The organism is Thermocrispum sp. (assembly GCF_002919275.1).
GTDB classification, from domain to species: Bacteria; Actinomycetota; Actinomycetes; order Mycobacteriales; family Pseudonocardiaceae; genus Thermocrispum; species Thermocrispum agreste.
This window is the reverse complement of sequence record NZ_PKFA01000005.1, coordinates 1-20,653: the sequence shown is the minus strand read 5'-3', so window position 1 is coordinate 20,653 and position 20,653 is coordinate 1. Positions and strand designations below refer to the sequence as shown.

Below are 20,653 nucleotides of genomic sequence, written 5' to 3'. Positions count from 1 at the left end.
GGGCGAACCCGCACGCGTCGTGCCCGGGGCGAGAGAGCGAACGCGCCGCCGACGCGGCCACCATGGCGGTAACGGACGTTTCGTGAATTTGCCGGGCGTCGTGCCGTTCGCCGGCTGTGCAGGGAAGGCGACGACTGGAAGTTCTACTTGCGCGGCCCGGCCACCGTCACCGAGCCGTGCCCGCTGCGTGCGTTGATCCGCAACGGGGCGGTCTGCTCGGGTGGGTCGTGCTGCACGTCCAGCTCGGAGCTCACCCGGCCGCTGCCGGAGGACAGGTGGATCTCGGCCAGCACTCCGTCGGCGAGCTCCAGGCGGACGTCACCCGAGCCGGTCTTCGCGGTGAGCGCGCCCGCCGCTGCGCCGGAGACGGTGAGGTCGCCGCTTCCGCTGCGCAGGGTGAGTTTCCCGGACGCATCGTCGAGTTCGCCCACGTGAACCGAACCGGAGCCGGTGACGATCGACGAGGTGCCGCTCACGGCGCCCACGGTCGCCGTTCCCGACGCGGTGCGGATGTTCGCCGACCCGCTGACCCGGTCCACCGAGATGTCCCCCGAGGAGGTGGTGACCACCGCGCTCGCGGCGGTCCCGGTCACCGTGACCGAGGCCGACGAGGTACGGATGTCCAGCTCGGATCCGGCTGGTGCGCGCACCGTCACGGCCAGCGGCTGGTGCCGCATGGGCAGCGTCTTCGGCGACTGCACGATCAGCCGGTCGCCCACCAGCTCCACCCTGGTCTGGTCCACCGCGGCGGTCGCGGTGCCCATCACGTCGGCGGTGATGTGCTCACCGAACTGTTCGTTCACCCAGGTCAGTGCGCTGGCCATCATCTGCGCCCACGGCATGCCCTCCTCCGGGGCGTGCCGCACGTCGACCTGCACCCCGTCCTCGCCGCCGGTGCTGCCGCTGTCGGCAAGTTCCACGTCGACGCTGCCTGCGGAGAGCTGTACTTCGATCCGGACCGGCCCTTCGGTGGTGAAGGCGGTCGTCCGGATGGCGTCTTCCGGAGCGGTCATGACTGCACCCACCCGTGCATCTCGTTGCCTTCGTCGTCGCGATCGTCTCGTCGCTGGCCGCCCCACGGGCCGGTCCAGCCGTGCTTGCCCTGCAGTGCGCCCTGCAGGGCCTGCTGGACGAACGTGTTGAGCGAGACACCTTGCTCGGCCGCCGCCTGCTCGGCCTTGCTCTTCAGCTCCTCGAACAGGCGCAACGTCATCCGGGTGATGTTCTCGCTGCCGCCGGACGGCGGCGGTGGCGGCGGTGGCGCCTGCTGAGCGTCGTCCTGCTCGCGGGATGCCCTGGTGTCCACGACCACCCGGACGTCCCGCCCGGCGAGACGCACGTCGACCACGGTGTCGTCCAGCTGGGCGGTGATCTCGTCGGCCAGGTCGGACAACGCGTTCATGATGGCGAGCCGGGCCGCGGGCTCGAGCGCCGCCGACAGGACCGCGGCGGCCCGTTTCGTGTTCTCGTCGCCGGCGGAGGCCGCGGCATTGAGGTCCTCGCGCAGGCTGGTCAAGTACGGTGACAGATCCATGGTGTCATGGTGCCACCATTCTGACATCACTTCAACGTCAGATGACATCATGGGTGATGTCGCGGATCGGTGTCCGCGGCGATGTGGCTTCCGGCCCGCGGGTCCGCACGAGATCGGCGGTGCCGGCGGTTAGGCTTCGGCAAGAGGAGTCAGCGGTTGCCGGTTAGGGGTGCGTGCAGGTGGCAGAGACGGTCTCGCCGAAGGTTCAGCTCATCGCCAAGACGGAGTTCTTCCCGCCGGAGGACGTCCCGTGGTCGACCGACGCCGACGGGGGAGAGGCGCTGGCCGAGTTCGCCGGCCGCGCCTGCTACCAGTCGTGGCACAAGCCGAACCCGAAGACGGCCACCAACGCCGGTTACCTCCGGCACATCATCGAGGTCGGTCACCTGTCGGTGCTCGAGCACGGCACGGTCAGCTTCTACATCACCGGCATCTCCCGGTCGCTGACGCACGAGCTGATCCGGCACCGGCACTTCTCCTACTCGCAGCTGTCCCAGCGGTACGTCCCGGAGCGGGACGCGGCGTTCGTCGAGCCGGACGTCATCGCCAACGACCCCGAGCTGCACGAGAAGTTCCTCAAGGCCGTGCAGGCCAGCCAGGATGCCTACAACGAGCTGCTGGCCGGCCTGGAGGACAAGTTCGCCGACGCGCCCAGCAAGACGCTGCGGCGCAAGCAGGCCAGGCAGGCGGCACGCGCGGTGCTGCCGAACGCGACCGAGACGCGCATCGTGGTGACCGGCAACTACCGGGCGTGGCGGCACTTCATCGCCATGCGCGCCACCGAGCACGCCGACGTCGAGATCCGGGCGCTGGCCGTGGAGTGCCTGCGCCAGCTGCAGAAGGCCGCGCCCAACGTGTTCGCCGACTTCACCATCTCCACGCTGCCCGACGGCACCGAGGTGGCCTCCAGCCCGCTGGTCACCGAGGGCTGACGTGCGGCGGCTCACCCTGGACGTGCGGCCGGGCGAGTACACCGTCGCCCGGCTGTCACCGGAGGCCGAGCCACCCGTGGACCTGCTGAGTGCCGGCGATGCCCTGGTGTCGATCACCCGTACCGGTACCGAGCTGTCGGTGGTGTGCCCGAGCGGGCTGTGGTCGCGCGAGGACGGGCGCGCCGAGCACGGCTGGAGGTTGCTGTCGGTGCGCGGGCCGCTGGAGTTCACCCTCACCGGCATCCTGGCCGTGCTGTCCAGCGAGCTGGCCGCGGCGGGGGTCGGTCTGTTCGCGCTGTCCACCTACGACACCGATCACCTGCTGGTGAAGCAGACGGATCTGGAACGTGCCGTGCAGGCGTTGCATGCTTCCGGTCACGAGGTGCACACCGAATTCGGCTGAGCGCCGTCCCGAGCCGTGCGGCCGGATGTCGAAGTCGACAATCCGGGCGTGCGGCCGATCGGCACACGATATGGTGCACCCAGGATCGTGCAACGAGGAGGATCGTGGCAGCCCCCAACCCGCCCACTCCGCCCGTCCCGCCGAACACCCCGTCCGCCGGGCACCCGGCGGCCGACACGGTGACCGCCACCCAGCCGGCATCCGGGCGTGTCCTGGCCGGCCGCTACCGGCTGCTCGGCGAGCTGGGCCGGGGCGGCATGGGCGTGGTGTGGCGTGCCGAGGACACCGTCATCGGCAGGCACGTCGCCATCAAGGAGGTCCGGCTGCCCTCCGGAGAGGGGCAGGACACCACCGTCTTCGCCGAGCGGGTCCTGCGGGAAGTCCGCACCAGTGGCAGGCTCAACGACCCGGCGATCGTCACCGTCTACGACGTGATCACCGACGGCGGCGCGACCTACATCGTCATGGAGCTGGTGGAGGCGCCGACCCTGGCCGATCTGGTGGCCGAGCGCGGGCCGCTCAGCCCGGGCGCGGTGGCCGCCATCGGCGAGCAGGTGCTGTCCGCGCTGACCGTCGCGCACCGCGCGGGGATCGTCCACCGGGACGTCAAGCCGAGCAACATCATGGTGGGTGCCGACGGCCGAGTGAAGCTCACCGACTTCGGCATCGCCCAGGCCGTCGACGACCCCCGGCTGACCGCGAGCGGCTTCTTGGTCGGCTCCCCGGCGTTCATGGCGCCGGAGCGGATCTCCGGCCAGGACGCCACGCCCGCGTCGGACCTGTGGTCGCTGGGCGCGACGTTGTACTACGCGGCCGAGGGCACGGTGGCCTTCGACCGGGGCAGCACGGCGGCGACGCTGCACGCGATCATGACCGAGGTCCCGCCGTTGACCCGCACGCACGGCGCACTGGCGTCGGCGATCATGGCCCTGCTGGTCACCGCGCCGGAGGCGCGCGCGACCGCCGAGCAGGCCAGGGCGCTGCTGGGCATGGCCAGACAGGCGTCCGGCGGGCCCACCGTGCCGGGGCAGGCCGATCAGCCCACGGCCCAGGGACAGACGGCGCGGTATGCGGGTGGGCCGCACAACCCGCCGACCGCGCTCGCCGCGGAGCCGGCCGCCCCGCGGCGGATCGGCCGCGGAATGCTGATCGCCGGCGGCGTGCTGGTGGTGGCGGCGCTGATCGGCGGATTCCTGCTCGGCCAGTGGGTCGCCACGCCCGATCCCGGCGCGCAGGACGAGACGTGGACGTGGGGCAAGGGCGGCCAGATCCCCGAGTTCACCATCGGCGAAGGCAAATGCGCCAGCGGGGGGCCACTGGCCGAGAACCGGTCGGTGACCACCACCGTGGACTGCTCCGAGGTTCACGATCTGCAGGTCTTCGCAGCCGCGTCGGCGTTCTCGCCGGGCTTCGGCGACGATCCCGACTACCGCTATCCCGGCCAGGCGCTGATCGACTGGGCACGGGCGCGCTGCGCGCTGAGCTTCCAGTCCGAGCTGATCGACGCCGAGCGGCGGGAGCAGCTGCGGTTCCGCGCCCTGGTGCCGTCGGCGGAGCAATGGGAGGCCACCGACGACAACGGCAACCACGACCGCACCGTGCACTGTGTCGCATATGACGCGGAAGGCAAGCAGCTGAGGGAGACCGTGCTGGCGGAACAGTAGTACCGTCTGAGCATGCCCTCCATGACCGTTGGCCCGACTGCCGCCCCGGGACGGCCGTTCGGCCGTGTACTGACAGCGATGGTTACCCCGTTCACCGCCGACGGTGCGGTGGACTACGACAAGGCGCAGGAACTCGCGGCCCACCTGCTGGAGCTGGGCAACGACGGCCTGGTGATCAACGGCACCACGGGGGAGAGCCCGACGACCACCGACGCCGAGAAGGCCGACCTGGTGCGCGCGGTGGTCGAGGCGGTGGGGGACCGCGCGACCGTGATCGCGGGCGCGGGCACCTACGACACCAAGCACAGCATCGCCCTGGCCCAGGCCGCCGAGAAGGCGGGCGCGCACGGCCTGCTGGTGGTCACCCCGTACTACTCGCGGCCGTCGCAGGCCGGCCTGCACGCGCACTTCACCGCGGTGGCCGACGCCACCGACCTGCCGGTGATGCTCTACGACATCCCGCCGCGCTCGATCGTGCCGATCGAGGTGGACACGCTGCGCAGGCTCGCCGAGCACCCGCGGATCCTGGCGGTCAAGGACGCCAAGGGCGATCTGCTGGCGGGCTCGGAGGTCATCGCCAACACGCACCTGGCGTACTACTCGGGCGACGACGCGCTGAACCTGCCGTGGCTGTCGGTGGGCGCGGTCGGCTGCGTCAGCGTCATCGGGCACGTGGTGGCCGGTCGGATCCGCGCGATGATCGACGCCTACGAGGCAGGCGACACGTCGACGGCGCGCACCAACCACCGCGGCATGCTGCCGGTGCTGCGGGCGTTCGCCCGGGTCGGCGGCGTGGTGTTCGCCAAGACCGCGCTGCGGCTGCGCGGCATGAACGTCGGCGACCCGCGGCTGCCGCTGGTGCCGGCCACCGACGAGCAGGTGCAGGCGATCGCGTCCGATCTCGCCCAGGCAGGAGTGCCGCTGGAGGAAGGCCCGGCGGACTTCCACGCCTCCCGCGCGGCCCAGGCCGACTCGGCGGCCGCGTATGTCGCACCGACCACGCACACGTCTCTCGGTACGCTTCCGGAGTGACCCAAGCGCTGGTAACCGGGCCTGGGCCCGACAATCCTCCGCCGCCCTTGCCGGACGGCGCGTTGCGCGTCGTCGCCCTCGGGGGCATCGGCGAGGTCGGCCGGAACATGACGGTGTTCGAGTTCGACGGCAGGCTGCTGATCGTCGACTGCGGGGTGCTGTTCCCGGAGGACGAGCAGCCGGGCGTCGACCTGATCCTGCCCGACTTCCGCGCGATCGAGGACCGGCTCGGCGACGTCGACGGGCTGGTGCTGACCCACGGGCACGAGGACCACATCGGCGCGGTCCCGTTCCTGCTGCGCCAGCGGCCGGACCTGCCGGTGTACGGCTCGCGGTTCACCCTGGCCCTGGTCGAGGCCAAGTGCCGCGAGCACAAGCAGCGGCCGACGCTGATCCAGGTCGCCGAGGGCGGCAGGCGCACCATCGGACCGTTCGAGTGCGAGTTCTTCGCGGTCAACCACTCGATCCCGGACGCGTTGGCGGTCGCCATCCGCACCCCGGCGGGCTTGGTGCTGCACACCGGCGACGTGAAGCTGGACCAGCTGCCGCTGGACGGCAGGCTGACCGACCTGGCCGGGTTCTCCCGGCTCGGCGAGGAAGGCGTCGACCTGCTGTGCATCGACTCCACCAACGCCGAGGTGCCCGGCTTCGTCACGCCGGAGCGGGAGATCGGGCCGGTGATCGAACGGGTGCTCGCCGAGGTGCAGCAGCGGGTCATCGTGGCCTGCTTCGCCTCGCACGTGCATCGCGTGCAGCAGGTGATCGACGCCGCCGCCAAGCACGGCCGCCGGGTGGCGTTCGTCGGCCGGTCCATGGTGCGCAACATGGGCATCGCCGCCGAGCTGGGCTTTTTGTCCGTGCCGGACGGGCTGCTGATCGACGTCGACGAGGCGATCGACCTGCCGCCCACCGAGGTGGTGTTCGTGTCCACCGGATCGCAGGGCGAGCCGCTGTCGGCGCTGTCCAGGATGGCCCGCGGTGACCACCGGAGCATCACGCTGCGGCCCGGCGACACGGTCGTGCTGGCCAGCAGCCTGATCCCGGGCAACGAGACGGCCATCTTCAGCGTGATCAACGCGCTGACCCGGCTGGGCGCCAACGTCGTGCACCAGGGCAACGCGAAGGTGCACGTCTCCGGGCACGCCTCGGCCGGTGAGCTGCTGTTTTTGTACAACGCACTGCGCCCGTCCAACGTCATGCCGGTGCACGGCGAGTGGAAGCACCTGGTGGCCAACGGCGAGCTCGCGGTCAAGACCGGGGTGGCGCCGGAGAACGTGGTCATCGCCGAGAACGGTGTCGTGGTGGACCTGGTGGACGGCAAGGCCCAGCGCACCGGCCGGGTCGAGGTCGGTCACGTCTACGTCGACGGCCTGTCGGTCGGTGACGTGGGCGAGTCGACGCTGTCGGACCGGCTGATCCTCGGCGAAGGCGGATTCATCGCGATCACCGTGGCCATCGACCACAACACCGGCCGGGCCGTCTCCCCGCCGACCATCTCCGGCCGCGGCTTCTCCGACGACCCGAAGGCGCTCGACGCCGTGGTGCCGCTGGTGGAGATGGAGTTGTCCCGGACGGAGGCGGAGGGCATCACCGACACGCATCGCGTGGCCCAGGCCGTGCGACGAGTGGTGGGCCGGTGGGTGGCGCAGACCTACCGGCGGCGGCCGATGATCGTGCCGACCGTGCTGTCGGTCTGAGCTTCCGCCGGCCCGGCGGCAGCCTGCCGGCGGCCTGCTGTGGCGGGCCCGCGGTCCGAGCCGGCTACCGGCCGGGCAGGCCGTCCGGTTCCCGGCAATGATCGGGATCCGGCAGCGGTTCGGCCGGTGTGCCCGGCTGCGTCTTGCCGGGGGAGTTGAGCTGCACGATGGTGGCCCCTGCCAGCACCGCGACCGCACCCACCAGCTGCACGAGGGTGAGCGCTTCGTCGATCAGCACCCAGGCGAGCGCGGTGGCCGCCAGCGGTTCGACCAGCCCGAGCGCGCTGGCCACCGCGGCGGGCAGGTGACGCAGGGCGAACAGCCCGGTCAGATAGGCCAGCACGGTGGAGACCACGGCCACCGCGACGAGCAGCAGCCACGCCGGTGGCGTCCACGGGCCGAACGGCACCGTCATGGTCAGCTTCTCGGCGGGCCAGGTCCACGGCGGCGCGGCAGCGCAGACGGTGAGCGCGCCGAAGGTCAGCCCCCACGTCACCATGCCGAGCGGGTGCTGCGCGGTCATGCCCCGCTCGCCGAGCAGGAAGTACGCCGAGGCGCACACCGCCGCGAGCAGGCCCGCTCCCATGCCGAGCAGGTCGAGCCGGAGGCCCTGCCAGACCTGGGCGACGAGCGCGAGCCCGAGCATGGCCAGCGCGACGCCGCCGTAGAGCGCGCGTGGCATGTGCACGCGGCGGACGAACCGCACCCACAGCGCCACCAGCACCGGCGAGGTGAACTCCAGCAAGATCGCCACCCCCACCGGGATGCGGGAGGCTGCGACGAAGTACATCAGTTGCGCGCCCGCCACCCCCAGCAGGCCGAATCCGACGAGCAGCGGCCAGTCACCCCGCCGGACCTTGAGCAGCGACGGCCGGACCAGGGCGACTCCGGCGAGGAGGATGGCCGCCGCCAGGCCGATGCGTGCCGCCGCCACCTGCTGCGGGGTCATGCCGGCGAGCATCACGGGCTTGGCGAGCACACCGGAACTGCTGAACGACACCGCGGACAGCAACACGAACAGCAAGCCGCGTCCCGGGTGCGGGGTGAACGGCCGGGCACCGGCGCCTGCGGGCCGGACGACATGCTGCTCGGCGGACGGAGCTGCCATGCCCGGTTTGACCTCCTTGCGCGCGATTTGTCGGTATCGCGTTCGAGCTTAGGGCAACGCCGTGCGTCCCCGATTGAAAGATGTGTGCTGCGAGCGCAAAATTATTGCATGCCCGGGAAGCCGTTGGCGCTGGACGACATCGATCACCGGCTGCTGGCCGAACTGCAGGCCGATGCCGACCGGACGTTGCGCGATCTCGGCGAGCTGGTCGGGCTGTCGCCCAGTGCCGTGCTGCGCCGGGTGGAGGGCTACAAGGCGGGCGGGCTGCTGGAACGGAAGGTCGCCGTGCTGGACACCAGCCAGGTGCCCGACCTGGTGCTCGCCGTGTGCCTGGTGACGGTCGAGCGCCAGACCCCCGAACACCGCCGCGCGTTCTGCGATCTGCTCAAGCGCACGCCCCAGGTGCAGCAGGTGTACGACGTCTCCGGGGTGTGGGACTACGTGGTGATCCTGGCGGCGCACGGCCTGCCGGAGGTGCGTGAGCTGGCCGAGCGGCTGTTCGAAGCCGACGAGAACGTCCGCAAGCTGACCACGCTGTTCGTGCTGGACCCGGTCAAGACCGGGTGCGCGGTGCCCACCCGGCCGATGGAAGCGTGACCCGTTCGATCGACTGTCCCGCGGCGGCCAGGCGGTAGCCTCGAGGTGTGACCGACGCCGCTCACCCAGCCGATGTTGCCGACCTGACCAGCCCCCAGGCGGTGGCCGAGCGCCTGGCGACCACCGGCTACCTGGCCGACGACGGCGTGGCGACGGCTGCTTTCCTGGCCATTCGCATGCGCCGCCCGCTGCTGTGCGAGGGCGAGCCGGGCGCCGGGAAGACGTCGCTGGCGGTGGCGCTGGCGCAAGCGCTTGGCCTGCCGCTGGTGCGACTGCAGTGCCACGAAGGCATCGACGCGGCACAGGCGCTGTACGAATGGGATTTTCCGCGCCAGTTGTTGCATCTGCGCGCCCTGGAGGCCGCTTCCGACGGTGCGCTCGACGCGGAGGAAGCCGAGCGTTCGCTGTACACGCCGAGGTTCCTGCTCGCCCGCCCGTTGCTGCGTGCCCTGCAGGAGCGCTGCGTGCTGCTGGTGGACGAGATCGACCGGGCCGACGACGAGTTCGAGGCTTTCCTGCTGCAGCTGCTCGACGAGAGCGCGGTGAGCATCCCCGAGCTCGGCGAAGTCCGTGCCGAGCAGCCCCCGATCGTGGTGCTGACCTCCAACCGCACCCGCGAGCTGCACGACGCGCTGAAACGCCGCTGCCTGTACCACTGGCTCGGGCACCCGAGCGTGGAGCGCGAGGTCGCCATCCTGCGCAGCAGGCTGCCGGGCATCTCGGAACGGCTGGCCGAGCAGGTGGCCACGGCGGTACGGCGGCTGCGCGACCTGGAGCTGCTCAAGCCGCCCGGGGTGGCCGAGTCGCTGGACTGGGCGCGGGCGTTGCTGTGCCTGGACGGGGAAACGCTGGACGCCGAGACCGCCGACCGCACGCTGGGCGCGGTGCTGAAGTTCCGGGAGGACATCGAGCGGGCCCGCGCGGCCGGTCTGGCCGAGCTGCTGGCGGAGTGATCATGACGACCGTCGGCACGCCGAGCACCCGGTCCGGCCGGCCGGACGTCCTGTCCGGATTGGTCGCCTTCACCAGGGCACTGTCGGCCGCCGGGCTGCCGGTGAGCATGGACCGGGTCACCGCCTACCTGGAAGCGGTGCGGTCGGTCGATCTCGCCCAGCCGGACGCGCTGTACTGGGCAGGCAGGCTCACGCTGTGCGGCGACCCGGACGACATCGCGCTGTACGACGGTGTCTTCCGCCAGTGGTTTCTGCACCAGCAGCCGGAGCGGCCCGGCGGGGTCCGGCCCAGGCAACCGACCATCGCGAGCCTGACCCCGCAACCGGCCGGGGACGGCGGCGACGAAGGCTCGCCGGGCGACCTGCACCGGGTCGGGGCCAGTGAGGCCGAGCGGTTGCGACATCGCGACCTCGGCGAGCTGACCGCCGAGGAACGGGCTCACCTGCGTGAGCTGATCGCGCTGCTGCGGCCTCGGCCGCCGTTGCGCCGCGCCATCCGGCAACGACCGGCGCGCCGCGGGGGACTGGACACGCGGCGGACCGTGCGGGCCATGCTGGCGGCTGGCGGTGAGCCGACGGTGCTGTTGCACCGGTCGCGCAGTGTCAAACCGCGCCGGGTGGTCCTGCTCGTGGACGTCTCCGGATCGATGGAGCCGTACGCCGACGCGCTCATCAGGTTCGCCCATGCGCTGTGCTGCCGGATTCCCGGCGGGGTGGAGGTGTTCACCATCGGCACCCGGCTCACCCGCATCACCCGCCAGCTGCGGCTGCGCGACCCCGAGCACGCCCTGGCTGCCGCGGCGAAGGCCGTCCCGGACTTCGCGGGCGGGACCCGGCTGGGCGAGACGCTGCAGGCGTTCCTCGACCGCTGGGGGCAGCGCGGCACGGCGCGGTCGGCGATCGTGGTGGTCTTCTCCGACGGCTGGGAGCGCGGCGATCCCGGCCTGCTGGGCGAACAAGTCGCCAGGCTGAAAAGGCTCGCATTCGCCGTATTCTGGGTGAATCCCCATGCGGGGAAAGACGGCTACGTACCGGTGCAATCCGGCATCGCGGCCGCATTGCCGCACGTGGACAAGCTTCTGGCCGGGCACAGCCTGGCCACGTTGGAACGACTGATGCAGGTGATGCGCGATGCGCGACGTTTTGGATGATCTCTTCCAGCGCTGGCAGCGAGGTGAGAAGGTCGGGGTCGGCACGGTCGTGGCGACGTTCTCGTCCGCACCTCGCCCGCCGGGCGCGGCGATGCTGGTCGCCGAGGACGGCACCGTGGCGGGCAGCGTCTCGGGCGGCTGCGTGGAAGGAGCCGTCTACGACCTGGCCCAGCAGGTGATCACCGACGGCACGCCGGTGCTGCAGCGGTACGGGGTTTCCGACGACGACGCGTTCGCGGTCGGCCTGACCTGCGGCGGCATCATCGACGTCTACGTCGACCGGTACTCCAGGGAGGACTTCCCGGAGCTGGGCGAGGTCGTCGAGTCGGTGCGGGCACAGCATCCGGTCGCCATCGCCACCGTCATCGAGCACCCGGATCCGCAGCGGGTGGGTGCCCGGCGGGTGATCTGGCCCGATCGCGCGGTCGGCGACCTGGGCAGCGACCGGGTCAACGACGCGGTCACCGACGACGCACGCGGCCTGCTCGCCGCCGGGCGCAGCGACACGCTGCACTACGGCCCGGACGGGCAGCGGCGGGGCGAAGGCCTGTCGGTGTTCGTCAACGCGTTCGAGCCGCCGCCGCGGCTGTTGGTGTTCGGTGCGATCGACTTCGCGCGGGCGATGGTGCAGGTGGGCGCGCTGCTCGGCTATCGGGTGACGGTGTGCGACGCGCGCCCGGTGTTCGCCACCAAGGCGCGCTTCCCGGACGCGGACGAAGTGATCGTCGAGTGGCCGCACCGGTACCTGCAGGCCGAGGTGGACGCCGGGCGGGTGGACGAGCGCACCGCGGTCACCGTGCTGACCCACGATCCCAAGTTCGACGTGCCGGTGCTGCAGGTGGCACTGCGCGCCAAGCTCGGCTACGTCGGTGCGATGGGGTCGCGGCGCACCCACGAGGACCGCCTGCAGCGGCTGCGCGAGGCCGGGATGACCGACGACGAGCTGAGCAATCTGGCATCACCGATCGGGCTGAATCTCGGTGCCCGCACCCCGGAGGAGACCGCGGTCTCGATCGCCGCGGAGATCATCGCTTTGCGCTGGGGAGGCGACGGCCGGCGGCTCACCGAGGTGTCCGGGCCCATCCACGGCGACGCGCTGCGGTAACCGAAATGTGACCTTGCGGTGAACCCGCTGGGCGGCCATCCTCAGTTGTGTGACGGCAATCACCGGGCACGGGTGAACCGTCGTCGGCTCCCGACGATCGAGTCCCGCCGGGTGCATCCACGACCGAGCTGGAGGCCCCATGCGCATCACCACCACAGTCGACGGAACCTCCTACACCGACGATGTCGAACCACGCATGCTGCTCGTGCAGTACCTGCGCGAGAAGCTGGGCAAGGTCGGCACCGTCGTCGGCTGCGACACCAGCAACTGCGGCGCCTGCACGGTGCACATGGACGGGCAGAGCGTGAAGTCCTGCTCCGTGCTGGCGGTCCAGGCCGACGGCCGCGAGATCACCACGATCGAAGGCCTGTCCGCGGACGGGCAGCTGCATCCGGTGCAGCAGGCGTTCCACGACAGCCACGCGTTGCAGTGCGGCTTCTGCACGCCCGGAATGATCATGCAGGCGGTCGACCTGCTGAAGGAGAACCCGGACCCGGACGAGGAGGAGATCCGCGCCGGGCTGGAGGGCAACCTGTGCCGGTGCACCGGTTACCAGAACATCGTCCGGGCGGTCCGGGCGGCGGCCGACAAGATGCAGCCGTCCGCGGCGCCGGAAGCCGAGACGTCGCGTGAACCGGTCGGCGCGAGCATGCCTTCGGAGGTGGCGCAGTCATGACCGCTGTTGCCGAACCGGAGGTGGGTCGCGCCCGCCTGCGCAAGGAAGACGCGCGGCTGATCACCGGGCGGACCAGGTGGACGGACAACCTGTCCCTGCCGGGCATGCTGCACCTGGCGTTCTTGCGCAGCCCGGTGGCCCACGCCAGGATCAGCAAGATCGACACCAGCGCGGCCAAGCAGAAGCCCGGCGTGATCGCCGTGGTGACCGGTGCCGACGTGGCCGAGGAACAGGGCAGCCTGCCGTGCGCCTGGCCGATCACCGAGGACATCAAGATCCCCAACGCGCCCTCACTGGCGGTCGACGAGGTGAACTTCGCCGGCGAGGCGGTGGCCGCGGTGGTCGCGCGGTCGGCGGCGGAAGCGGTCGACGCGCTGGAGGCCATCGACGTGGAGTACGACGAGCTGCCCGTCGTGCTGGACATGAACGAGGCGCTCGCCGAGGGTGCCGACCTGGTGCACCCGGAGCTGGGCACCAACAAGTGCGCCACCTGGGTGTTCGACTCGGCGGAAGCGGGCAGCGGCGGCGCGATCGACGACGCGATCGCCCAGGCGGACGTGGTGCTGGAGCGCACGTTCCGGCAGCAGCGGCTGATCCCGTCGTTCATGGAGCCGCGGTCGGTGCTGGTCGACCCGACCGGTGAGCAGATCACGGTGTGGTCGGCCACCCAGATCCCGCACATCCTGAAGTGGATGATTTCCGCGGTCACCGGGGTGCCGGAGACCAAGGTGCGGGTCATCGCGCCGGACGTCGGCGGCGGATTCGGCGGCAAGCTGCAGGTGACGCCGGAGGAGATCATCACGTTCCTCATGGCGCGCAGGCTGGGACGTCCGGTGAAGTGGACCGAGACGCGCTCGGAGTCGATGCAGTCGGCCCACCACGGCCGCGACCAGATCCAGAAGATCACCCTGGCGGCGGCGTCCGACGGCACGCTCAAGGGCCTGAAGGTCGAGCTGCTCGCGGACATGGGCGCCTACCTGCGGCTGGTCACGCCCGGTGTGCCGATCCTCGGGGCGTTCATGTTCAACGCCATCTACAAGATGGACGCCTACCGGTTCGAGTGCACCAACGTGTTCACCAACAAGACCCCGACCGACGCCTACCGGGGTGCCGGGCGTCCCGAGGCCACGTTCGCCATCGAGCGGATGATGGACGAGCTGGCCGCCGAACTCGGCCGCGATCCGATCGACCTGCGCAGGCAGAACTGGATCAAGCACGAGGAGTTCCCGTTCACCACGGTGGCGGGCCTGACCTACGACTCGGGCAACTACGAGGCGGCCACCGCCAAGGCGCTGGAGCTGTTCGGCTACGACGCGCTGCGCCAGGAGCAGCGGGAGCGGCGCGAGCGTGGCGACACCGTCCAGCTGGGCATCGGGGTGTCCACCTACACGGAGATGTGCGGCCTGGCGCCGTCGCGAGTGCTCGGTGCGCTGCGGTACGCCGCAGGCGGGTGGGAGCACGCGTCGATCCGGATGCTGCCCACCGGCAAGGTCGAGGTGATCACCGGGACGTCGCCGCACGGCCAGGGGCACGAGACGGCGTGGAGCCAGATCGTGGCCGACCGGCTCGGGGTGCCGTTCGAGGACGTGGAGGTCCTGCACGGGGACACCGCGGCGTCGCACAAGGGCATGGACTCCTACGGCTCCCGTTCGCTGGCGGTCGGCGGCACCGCGCTGGTCATGGCCGCGGACCGGGTGATCGAGAAGGCCAAGAAGCTGGCCGCGCACATGCTGGAGTGCAGCGAGGACGACATCGAGTTCTCCGGCGGCAAGCTCACGGTGCGCGGCACCGACAAGGCCACCGACATCCAGTCGGTCGCGCTGCACGCGCACGTGGCGCACGACCTGCCGGAGGGCATGGAGGCGAGCCTGGACTCCGAGGCGACGTTCGACCCGGAGAACTTCTCCTACCCGCACGGCACGCATCTGTGTGCGGTGGAGGTCGACACCGAGACGGGGCAGGTGAAGATCCGGTCCTACGTCTGCGTCGACGACGTCGGCACCGTGGTCAACCCGCTGATCGTGGAGGGCCAGGTGCACGGCGGCGTGGCGCAGGGCATCGCGCAGGCGCTGTTCGAGGACGCGGTGCACGACGAGTCCGGCACGTTGACCACCGGCACGTTCGCCGACTACCTGCTGCCGTCGGCGGCGGACCTGCCGTCGTTCGTCACCGACCGTACCGAGACACCGGCGACCACCAACCCGCTGGGTGCCAAGGGCGTCGGGGAAGCGGGCACCATCGCCGCCACGCCCGCGGTGGTGAACGCCATCGTCGACGCGGTGCGCCACCTGGGCGTCGACGACATCGAGATGCCCTGCACCCCGATGCGGGTGTGGCGGGCCGTGCACAGCGGAACCCGTGCCGAAGGCGGCCCCGGCGGCGAAGCAGGCGGCGGCCTCGGTTCGATCGATGCGTCTGGAGGTGCCCAGTGATCCCCGCGGCATTCGACTACGTGGTTCCGGCCACGGTGGACGACGCGGTCCGCGAGCTGCACGACGCGGGCGACGAAGCCAAGGTGCTGGCGGGCGGGCAGAGCCTGCTGCCGGTACTGCGCATGCGGCTGGCCGCACCGTCGAAGATCGTCGACATCGGCCGGATCACGGAACTCCGTGGTGTCCGGGACGCCGGCGACCACATCGTCATCGGCGCCACCACGCCGCACCACGAAGTGCAGCACAACCAGCTGGTCCGCGAGCACGCGCTGCTGCTGGCGCTGGCCACCGAGACGGTGGCCGACCCGCAGGTGCGTCACCTCGGCACCTTCGGCGGCGCGCTGGCGCACGCCGACCCGGCCGGTGACCTGCTCGCCCCGGCGCTGGCGCTGGACTGCACGTTCGTGGTGGCGGGCATGGACGGCAGGCACGAGGTACCGGCGAGCGAGTTCTTCGTCGACTACTTCACCACCGCGCTGCGGCCCGGAGAGCTGCTGCTCGAGGTCCGGGTGCCGAAGTACACCGGCTGGCGGGCGCACTACGAGAAGTTCAACCGCGTCGCCCAGGCGTGGTCGATCTGCGGTGTGGCCGCCGCGGTGCGGGTGGACAACGGCACCATCGCCGAGGCACGGGTCGGGCTGACCAACATGTCGTCGGTCCCGGTCCGGGCCCGGGGCGTGGAGGAGGCGCTGGTCGGCCAGCAGGCCAGCCCGGAGGTGATCAAGGCCGCGGCCGCCCGGGCCGTGGACGGCACCCTGCCGACCGCGGACGGCAACGCGGACGCCGAGTACCGGGAGCACCTGGCGAAGGTCCTGACCGAACGTGCGGTGACCGCGGCATGCAGCTGAACCACGAGTTCACCGTCGACGCCCCGCTGGACGAGGTGTGGCAGGCCCTGCTCGACCCGCACCGGGTGGCGCCGTGCATGCCCGGCGCCACCCTGGACGAGGTGAACGGCGACGAGTTCGCCGCGACCGTCCAGGTCAAGCTGGGCCCGGTCAACCTCAAGTACAAGGGCAAGGGCGCCTACGTCGACAAGGACGAGCAGGCCAAGCGGCTGGTGATCAAGGCCTCCGGCAAGGACGTGCGGGGTGCCGGGACGGCGTCCGGGTCGGCCACCGTGACGCTGACCGACGCAGGCGGTGCCACGCACGGCGAGGTGGTCAGCGAGCTCAAGGTCACCGGCCGTCCTGCCCAGTTCGGGCGGGGGCTGATCGCCGAGGTCGGCGGACGGCTGCTCGGCGAGTTCGCCAAGAACCTGGGCCAGGAGCTGTCCGGGAACTCCGGGCACGCCGGCGGCCAGGACGGTGACACGGCCTCCGCGACGCAGGCGGCCGGGCAGCGGACGCCGGAAAGCGGCACGGCCGCCAGCGGTCAGGCGCAAGCGCCGTCGGCGGACGAGCCGAGCGCCGGATCGTCCGGGCGGTCCCAGCCGTCGCAGGCCGAGCCGGAGGCCATCAACCTGCTGCAGGTCGCGGGCGGGCCGATGCTCAAGCGGCTCGCCCCGGTCCTGGCGGTGCTGGCCGTCGTGCTCGGGCTGGTGGTGCTCAGGCGGTCGCGGCGGACGTGACGGCACACTCCTGACGATGACGCGCGGCGGCTCGGCTGGTCGAGGTCACCGGCCGAGCCGCCGTCGCGCGGGCCGTCGGGTCGCGGCTGCCGGCCGGCGACCGCTCAGCGCGCGAAGTCCGGCTTCCAGGGGCTGACGCTGTCGGTCGGACGCGTGGGATCGTGGAACCGCGGCCGCACCGGCTCGTCCGCCCGCAACGGGATCAGGTTCTGCGTGATGGCGCGCATGATGCGCTCGTGCGCCTTGCGTCCGGAACCCGGTTTGGCCGGGTCCAGGTCGCCGAGGTCGATCGGCTCGCCGAAGTGCACCTTGAACGTCGGGCGGCGGAACGGCGAGGTGATGCCGGAGCGCAGCAGCGGCACGACGTCCGCCACGCCGCTGACGGTCTCGGTGCCCCAGTAGACCGCCTCGTGCGCGCCCCACTGGCTGATCGGCACCACCGGAACACCGGCGGAGAGCGCCAGCCTGGCCGCCCCGGTCTTGCCGCGTTCCGGCCACAGGCCCGGGTCGTGGCTGATCCGGCCCTCGGGGTAGACGAGCAGCGGCACGTCGGACTCGCGCAGCTGCTTGGCGGCGATTGCGAACTGCTCGATGGCGCTCATGCTGTCCTTGCGGTCGACGCGCAGATGGCCGGTCGCGCGTAGCACCGGGCCGAGCACCGGGGCGTCCAGCAGGCCGCCTGCCAGCATGAACCTCGGCGCGATCCCGATCCGCCGGCATGCGGCCATGAGCACGATCGCGTCGAAGACGCCGATGTGGTTGGCGGCCAGCAACAGCGACCGGCCGCGCAGCTGGGCCGGGACGTTCCCGGTGACCTGGAGCCTTCCCATCAGCCCCACCGCGGGGATGGACGCGGTGAGCAGGCTCTGCCACAGGTGCGGAGTGTCCTGGTACGCCCACGACCTGCGTCCGCGTCCGATGCCGACTCTGCGAGTACCCACCATGGGCGCAAAGCATGACACGGGGCATCCGCGAGGTCGACGCGCGGTCTGAGAAAACTGCGGCCTGGTACGCGAGTGGCGCCTGGGGCTGAAGTGCCGTTCGGGCTACGGTGGGGGTATGGCCACGCCGACCAAAGGCCGCAGGACCGGGCGGAACACGGCGGCACGCACACGGAGTGCCGGCCGCAGACCCGCCGCGCGCTCGTCGTCCGGCCGCCGGGCACCGGCCCGCAAGCAGTCGTCCGGTGCGTTCGGCGCGCTCGTCAGGGGCACCTGGATGGTCATCGCGCGCACCGTGGGCGCGGCCGCGCGCGCGGTCGGGCGGAGCCGCGACCTGGATCCCGAGTACCGCCGTGACGGGCTGGCGCTCGGTCTGATCGCGATCGCCCTGGTCGCCGCGGTCGGCGTGTGGGCGCGGGCCGCCGGGCCGGTCGGCACGTGGGTGGAGTACGGCTTCCGCACCGTCGTCGGCGCAGGCGCGGTGCTCGTCCCGCTGGCGCTGATCGTCACCGGGATCGCGCTGATGCGCAGCGAGCCGCGGCCGGAGACCCGCCCCCGGATGGTCATCGGCACGCTCATGATGGCGCTGGCGCTGCTCGGGCTGCTGCACATCTTCACCGGCCGCCCGCAGCAGATGGAGGACGTGCAGTACGCGGGCGGGTGGCTGGGCTGGTTCTCCGGCGACCTGCTGGCCAGGGGCGTCACGTCGTGGGTGGCCGTGCCGCTGCTGATGATCGCGGGCATCTGGGGCCTGCTGGTGTTCACCGGCACGTCGGTGCGGCAGATCCCCGAGCGGTTGCGCACCTGGGGAATGACCGAGGAAGAGCGGCAGTTCGCCGAACGGCAGCGGGCCGAGCAGGCCGCCGGCGAGCGCGACGGGGAGGCGGTCGCGCAGGGCGACGTGCGGCTGCGCAGGCCTGCGCGCCGGCGGCAAGCCGCCCAGGCGGAGGCCGGCGCCGACGACGAGCAGCCCGATGTCCAGCAGGCACCGGCGCGGGCCGCGCGCCGGCAACCGCGCGAGCGCAAGCCCGCCAAGCAGGAACCGCTGCTGTCGGTCATCCGCACGGTCGAGGGCGACTACCAGCTGCCGCCGCCCACGCTGCTGCGGGTCGGGGACCCGCCGAAGGCACGCAGCAGGGCCAACGACGCGATGATCGAGGCGATCTCCGGGGTGCTGGAGCAGTTCGCGGTGGACGCCCAGGTCACCGGGTTCACCAGGGGACCGACGGTGACCCGCTACGAGGTGGAGCTCGGTCCTGGCGTGAAGGTGGAGAAGATCACCGCGCTGACCAAGAACATTGCGTACGCGGCGGCCACCGAGAACGTGCGGTTGCTCGCGCCGATCCCGGGCAAGTCCGCGGTGGGCATCGAGGTGCCCAACGCCGACCGCGAGCTGGTACGGCTGGGCGACGTGCTCCGGTCGCCGATCGCCGCCAAGGACCCGCACCCGATGGTGATGGGGCTGGGCAAGGACATCGAAGGCCACATGGTGACGGCCAACCTGACCAAGATGCCGCACCTGCTGGTGGCCGGCTCCACCGGCTCGGGCAAGTCCAGCTTCGTCAACTCGCTGCTGGTCTCGCTGCTGACCAGGGCCACACCGGACGAGGTGCGAATGATCCTGATCGACCCGAAGATGGTCGAGCTGACCCCGTACGAGGGCATCCCGCACCTGATCACGCCGATCATCACCCAGCCGAAGAAGGCCGCGGCCGCGCTGGCCTGGCTGGTGGAGGAGATGGAGCAGCGCTACCAGGACATGCAGGCGTCCCGGGTCCGGCACATCGACGACTTCAACCGGAAGGTGAAGGCGGGCGAGATCACCGCGCCGCCGGGCAGCGAGCGCGAGTACCGGCCGTACCCGTACATCCTGGCCATTGTCGACGAGTTGGCGGACCTGATGATGACGGCGCCGCGCGACGTCGAGGACGCGATCGTGCGGATCACCCAGAAGGCGCGGGCCGCGGGCATCCACCTGGTGCTGGCCACCCAGCGGCCGTCGGTCGACGTGGTCACCGGGCTGATCAAGACGAACGTGCCGTCCCGGCTGGCGTTCGCCACGTCGTCGCTGACCGACTCGCGGGTCATCCTCGACCAGCCCGGCGCCGAGAAGCTGATCGGCATGGGCGACGCGCTGTACCTGCCCATGGGCGCCAGCAAACCGATCCGGCTGCAGGGCGCCTACGTCGACGACGACGAGATCGCCGCGGTCGTCAACTTCACCAAGGAGCAGGCCGAGCCGAACTACACCGAGGGGGTCACCCAGGCCAAGGCGGCGGAGAAGCGCGAGGTGGACGCCGACATCGGCGACGACCTCGACCTGCTGCTGCAGGCGGCCGAGCTGGTCATCACCTCGCAGTTCGGGTCGACGTCGATGCTGCAGCGCAAACTGCGGGTCGGCTTCGCCAAGGCGGGCAGGCTGATGGACCTGCTGGAGTCCCGCAACATCGTCGGCCCGTCGGAGGGGTCGAAGGCGCGCGAGGTGCTGGTGAAGCCGGAGGATCTGCAGCAGGCCCTGGCGTTGATCCGCGGCGACGCCCCGCCGGAGGAATAGCCGGAGGAATTGTTGGCCTGGCCCCTGCGCAGCGTCGGAGCAAGGGCAGTGTCGCGCCGTCGCCGGTGGATACGGGCAGTGTGCACGATCGTCGGCGACCGGGCCGACCTAGCGCCGGGTGGGTGCCGGTGCCGGTCGCTTTGCCTCCGCGGGCACCGGCAGCTCCGCCACCTCGCCACGACAGCTCCAGCAGCTCGCGCCGCTACAGCTCCAGCAGCATGCGAGTGTTGCCCAACGTGTTGGGTTTGACGTACGGCAGGTCGAGGAACTCGGCCACGCCGGGGTCGGGGGAGCGACGCATCTC

General features: G+C 71.4%; 18 protein-coding genes and 1 pseudogene. 14 read left to right on the top strand and 5 right to left on the bottom strand.

The genetic code is table 11. From position 1 onward, the window contains the following. Positions 1-143: 143 nt before the first annotated feature. Positions 144-1,013, bottom strand: coding sequence for a DUF4097 family beta strand repeat-containing protein (locus tag CXP56_RS01300; protein WP_028846495.1), 870 nt, complete (start codon positions 1,011-1,013; stop codon positions 144-146). Further along, positions 1,010-1,534 carry a toxin-antitoxin system HicB family antitoxin gene (locus tag CXP56_RS01295; RefSeq protein ID WP_028846496.1) on the bottom strand — a complete coding sequence of 175 codons (525 nt, stop codon included), beginning with the start codon at positions 1,532-1,534 and terminating at the stop codon, positions 1,010-1,012. The genes CXP56_RS01300 and CXP56_RS01295 overlap by 4 nt, the downstream gene beginning before the upstream one ends. A 179-nt stretch (positions 1,535-1,713) precedes the next feature. Here CXP56_RS01295 and thyX point away from each other — a divergent pair, with 179 nt between their 5' ends. The 5 genes from thyX (at position 1,714) to CXP56_RS01270 (ending at position 7,262) form a co-directional block, all read left to right on the top strand. Further along, positions 1,714-2,466, top strand: a complete 753-nt coding sequence (thyX, locus tag CXP56_RS01290; RefSeq protein ID WP_028846497.1) for an FAD-dependent thymidylate synthase — start codon at positions 1,714-1,716, stop codon at positions 2,464-2,466. Position 2,467: 1 nt separating this feature from the next. Continuing rightward, entirely contained in the window at positions 2,468-2,869 is a 402-nt protein-coding gene (locus CXP56_RS01285; protein WP_286899264.1) for an ACT domain-containing protein, read from the top strand. A gap of 179 nt (positions 2,870-3,048) precedes the next feature. Further along, positions 3,049-4,533, top strand: coding sequence for a serine/threonine-protein kinase (locus CXP56_RS01280; protein ID WP_028846499.1), 1,485 nt, complete (start codon positions 3,049-3,051; stop codon positions 4,531-4,533). A gap of 21 nt (positions 4,534-4,554) precedes the next feature. Further along, positions 4,555-5,565 (top strand): 4-hydroxy-tetrahydrodipicolinate synthase, encoded by a 1,011-nt coding sequence (gene dapA, locus CXP56_RS01275; RefSeq protein ID WP_211227469.1) that lies wholly within the window; start codon positions 4,555-4,557, stop codon positions 5,563-5,565. An 8-nt stretch (positions 5,566-5,573) separates the two neighbouring features. Then, positions 5,574-7,262 carry a ribonuclease J gene (locus tag CXP56_RS01270; RefSeq protein WP_286899267.1) on the top strand — a complete coding sequence of 563 codons (1,689 nt, stop codon included), beginning with the start codon at positions 5,574-5,576 and terminating at the stop codon, positions 7,260-7,262. A gap of 64 nt (positions 7,263-7,326) precedes the next feature. Here the strand turns inward: CXP56_RS01270 and CXP56_RS01265 are convergent, their stop codons facing one another. Beyond that, positions 7,327-8,370: an EamA family transporter gene (locus CXP56_RS01265; RefSeq protein WP_051309633.1), complete on the bottom strand. Its 1,044-nt coding sequence runs from the start codon at positions 8,368-8,370 to the stop codon at positions 7,327-7,329. Positions 8,371-8,478: 108 nt separating this feature from the next. Here CXP56_RS01265 and CXP56_RS01260 point away from each other — a divergent pair, with 108 nt between their 5' ends. From CXP56_RS01260 to CXP56_RS01225, 8 genes are all read left to right on the top strand, one after another. Further along, positions 8,479-8,967 carry an Lrp/AsnC family transcriptional regulator gene (locus tag CXP56_RS01260; RefSeq protein ID WP_028846502.1) on the top strand — a complete coding sequence of 163 codons (489 nt, stop codon included), beginning with the start codon at positions 8,479-8,481 and terminating at the stop codon, positions 8,965-8,967. Between the two features lie 83 nt (positions 8,968-9,050). Beyond that, complete coding sequence (locus CXP56_RS01255; protein ID WP_028846503.1) at positions 9,051-9,920, top strand: AAA family ATPase; 870 nt, start codon at positions 9,051-9,053, stop codon at positions 9,918-9,920. A 2-nt stretch (positions 9,921-9,922) separates the two neighbouring features. Then, a complete protein-coding gene (locus CXP56_RS01250) occupies positions 9,923-11,071 on the top strand; it encodes a vWA domain-containing protein (protein ID WP_051309700.1) in 1,149 nt (382 codons plus the stop codon). Beyond that, positions 11,052-12,176 (top strand): XdhC family protein, encoded by a 1,125-nt coding sequence (locus CXP56_RS01245; RefSeq protein ID WP_028846505.1) that lies wholly within the window; start codon positions 11,052-11,054, stop codon positions 12,174-12,176. Before CXP56_RS01250 ends, CXP56_RS01245 begins: the two co-directional genes overlap by 20 nt. Before the next feature lie 139 nt (positions 12,177-12,315). Beyond that, positions 12,316-12,852 carry a (2Fe-2S)-binding protein gene (locus CXP56_RS01240; protein ID WP_028846506.1) on the top strand — a complete coding sequence of 179 codons (537 nt, stop codon included), beginning with the start codon at positions 12,316-12,318 and terminating at the stop codon, positions 12,850-12,852. Next, positions 12,849-15,284, top strand: a complete 2,436-nt coding sequence (locus CXP56_RS01235) for a xanthine dehydrogenase family protein molybdopterin-binding subunit (protein WP_028846507.1) — start codon at positions 12,849-12,851, stop codon at positions 15,282-15,284. The genes CXP56_RS01240 and CXP56_RS01235 overlap by 4 nt, the downstream gene beginning before the upstream one ends. Further along, positions 15,281-16,132 carry an FAD binding domain-containing protein gene (locus CXP56_RS01230; RefSeq protein ID WP_028846508.1) on the top strand — a complete coding sequence of 284 codons (852 nt, stop codon included), beginning with the start codon at positions 15,281-15,283 and terminating at the stop codon, positions 16,130-16,132. The genes CXP56_RS01235 and CXP56_RS01230 overlap by 4 nt, the downstream gene beginning before the upstream one ends. Further along, positions 16,123-16,854: an SRPBCC family protein gene (locus tag CXP56_RS01225; protein WP_028846509.1), complete on the top strand. Its 732-nt coding sequence runs from the start codon at positions 16,123-16,125 to the stop codon at positions 16,852-16,854. The genes CXP56_RS01230 and CXP56_RS01225 overlap by 10 nt, the downstream gene beginning before the upstream one ends. 104 nt (positions 16,855-16,958) lie before the next feature. On the opposite strand, the gene CXP56_RS01220 is transcribed toward CXP56_RS01225, so the two are convergent. Then, positions 16,959-17,684 (bottom strand): lysophospholipid acyltransferase family protein, encoded by a 726-nt coding sequence (locus CXP56_RS01220; protein WP_245566544.1) that lies wholly within the window; start codon positions 17,682-17,684, stop codon positions 16,959-16,961. 229 nt (positions 17,685-17,913) lie between these two features. Between CXP56_RS01220 and CXP56_RS01215 the strand changes: the two genes are divergently transcribed. Then, the gene (locus CXP56_RS01215; RefSeq protein ID WP_286899262.1) at positions 17,914-20,349 is read left to right on the top strand and encodes an FtsK/SpoIIIE family DNA translocase; all 2,436 of its coding nucleotides are present in this window, start codon (positions 17,914-17,916) and stop codon (positions 20,347-20,349) included. A gap of 202 nt (positions 20,350-20,551) precedes the next feature. On the opposite strand, the pseudogene CXP56_RS01210 reads toward CXP56_RS01215, so the two are convergent. Continuing rightward, positions 20,552-20,653: pseudogene (locus CXP56_RS01210) on the bottom strand (amino-acid N-acetyltransferase); the annotation flags it as partial.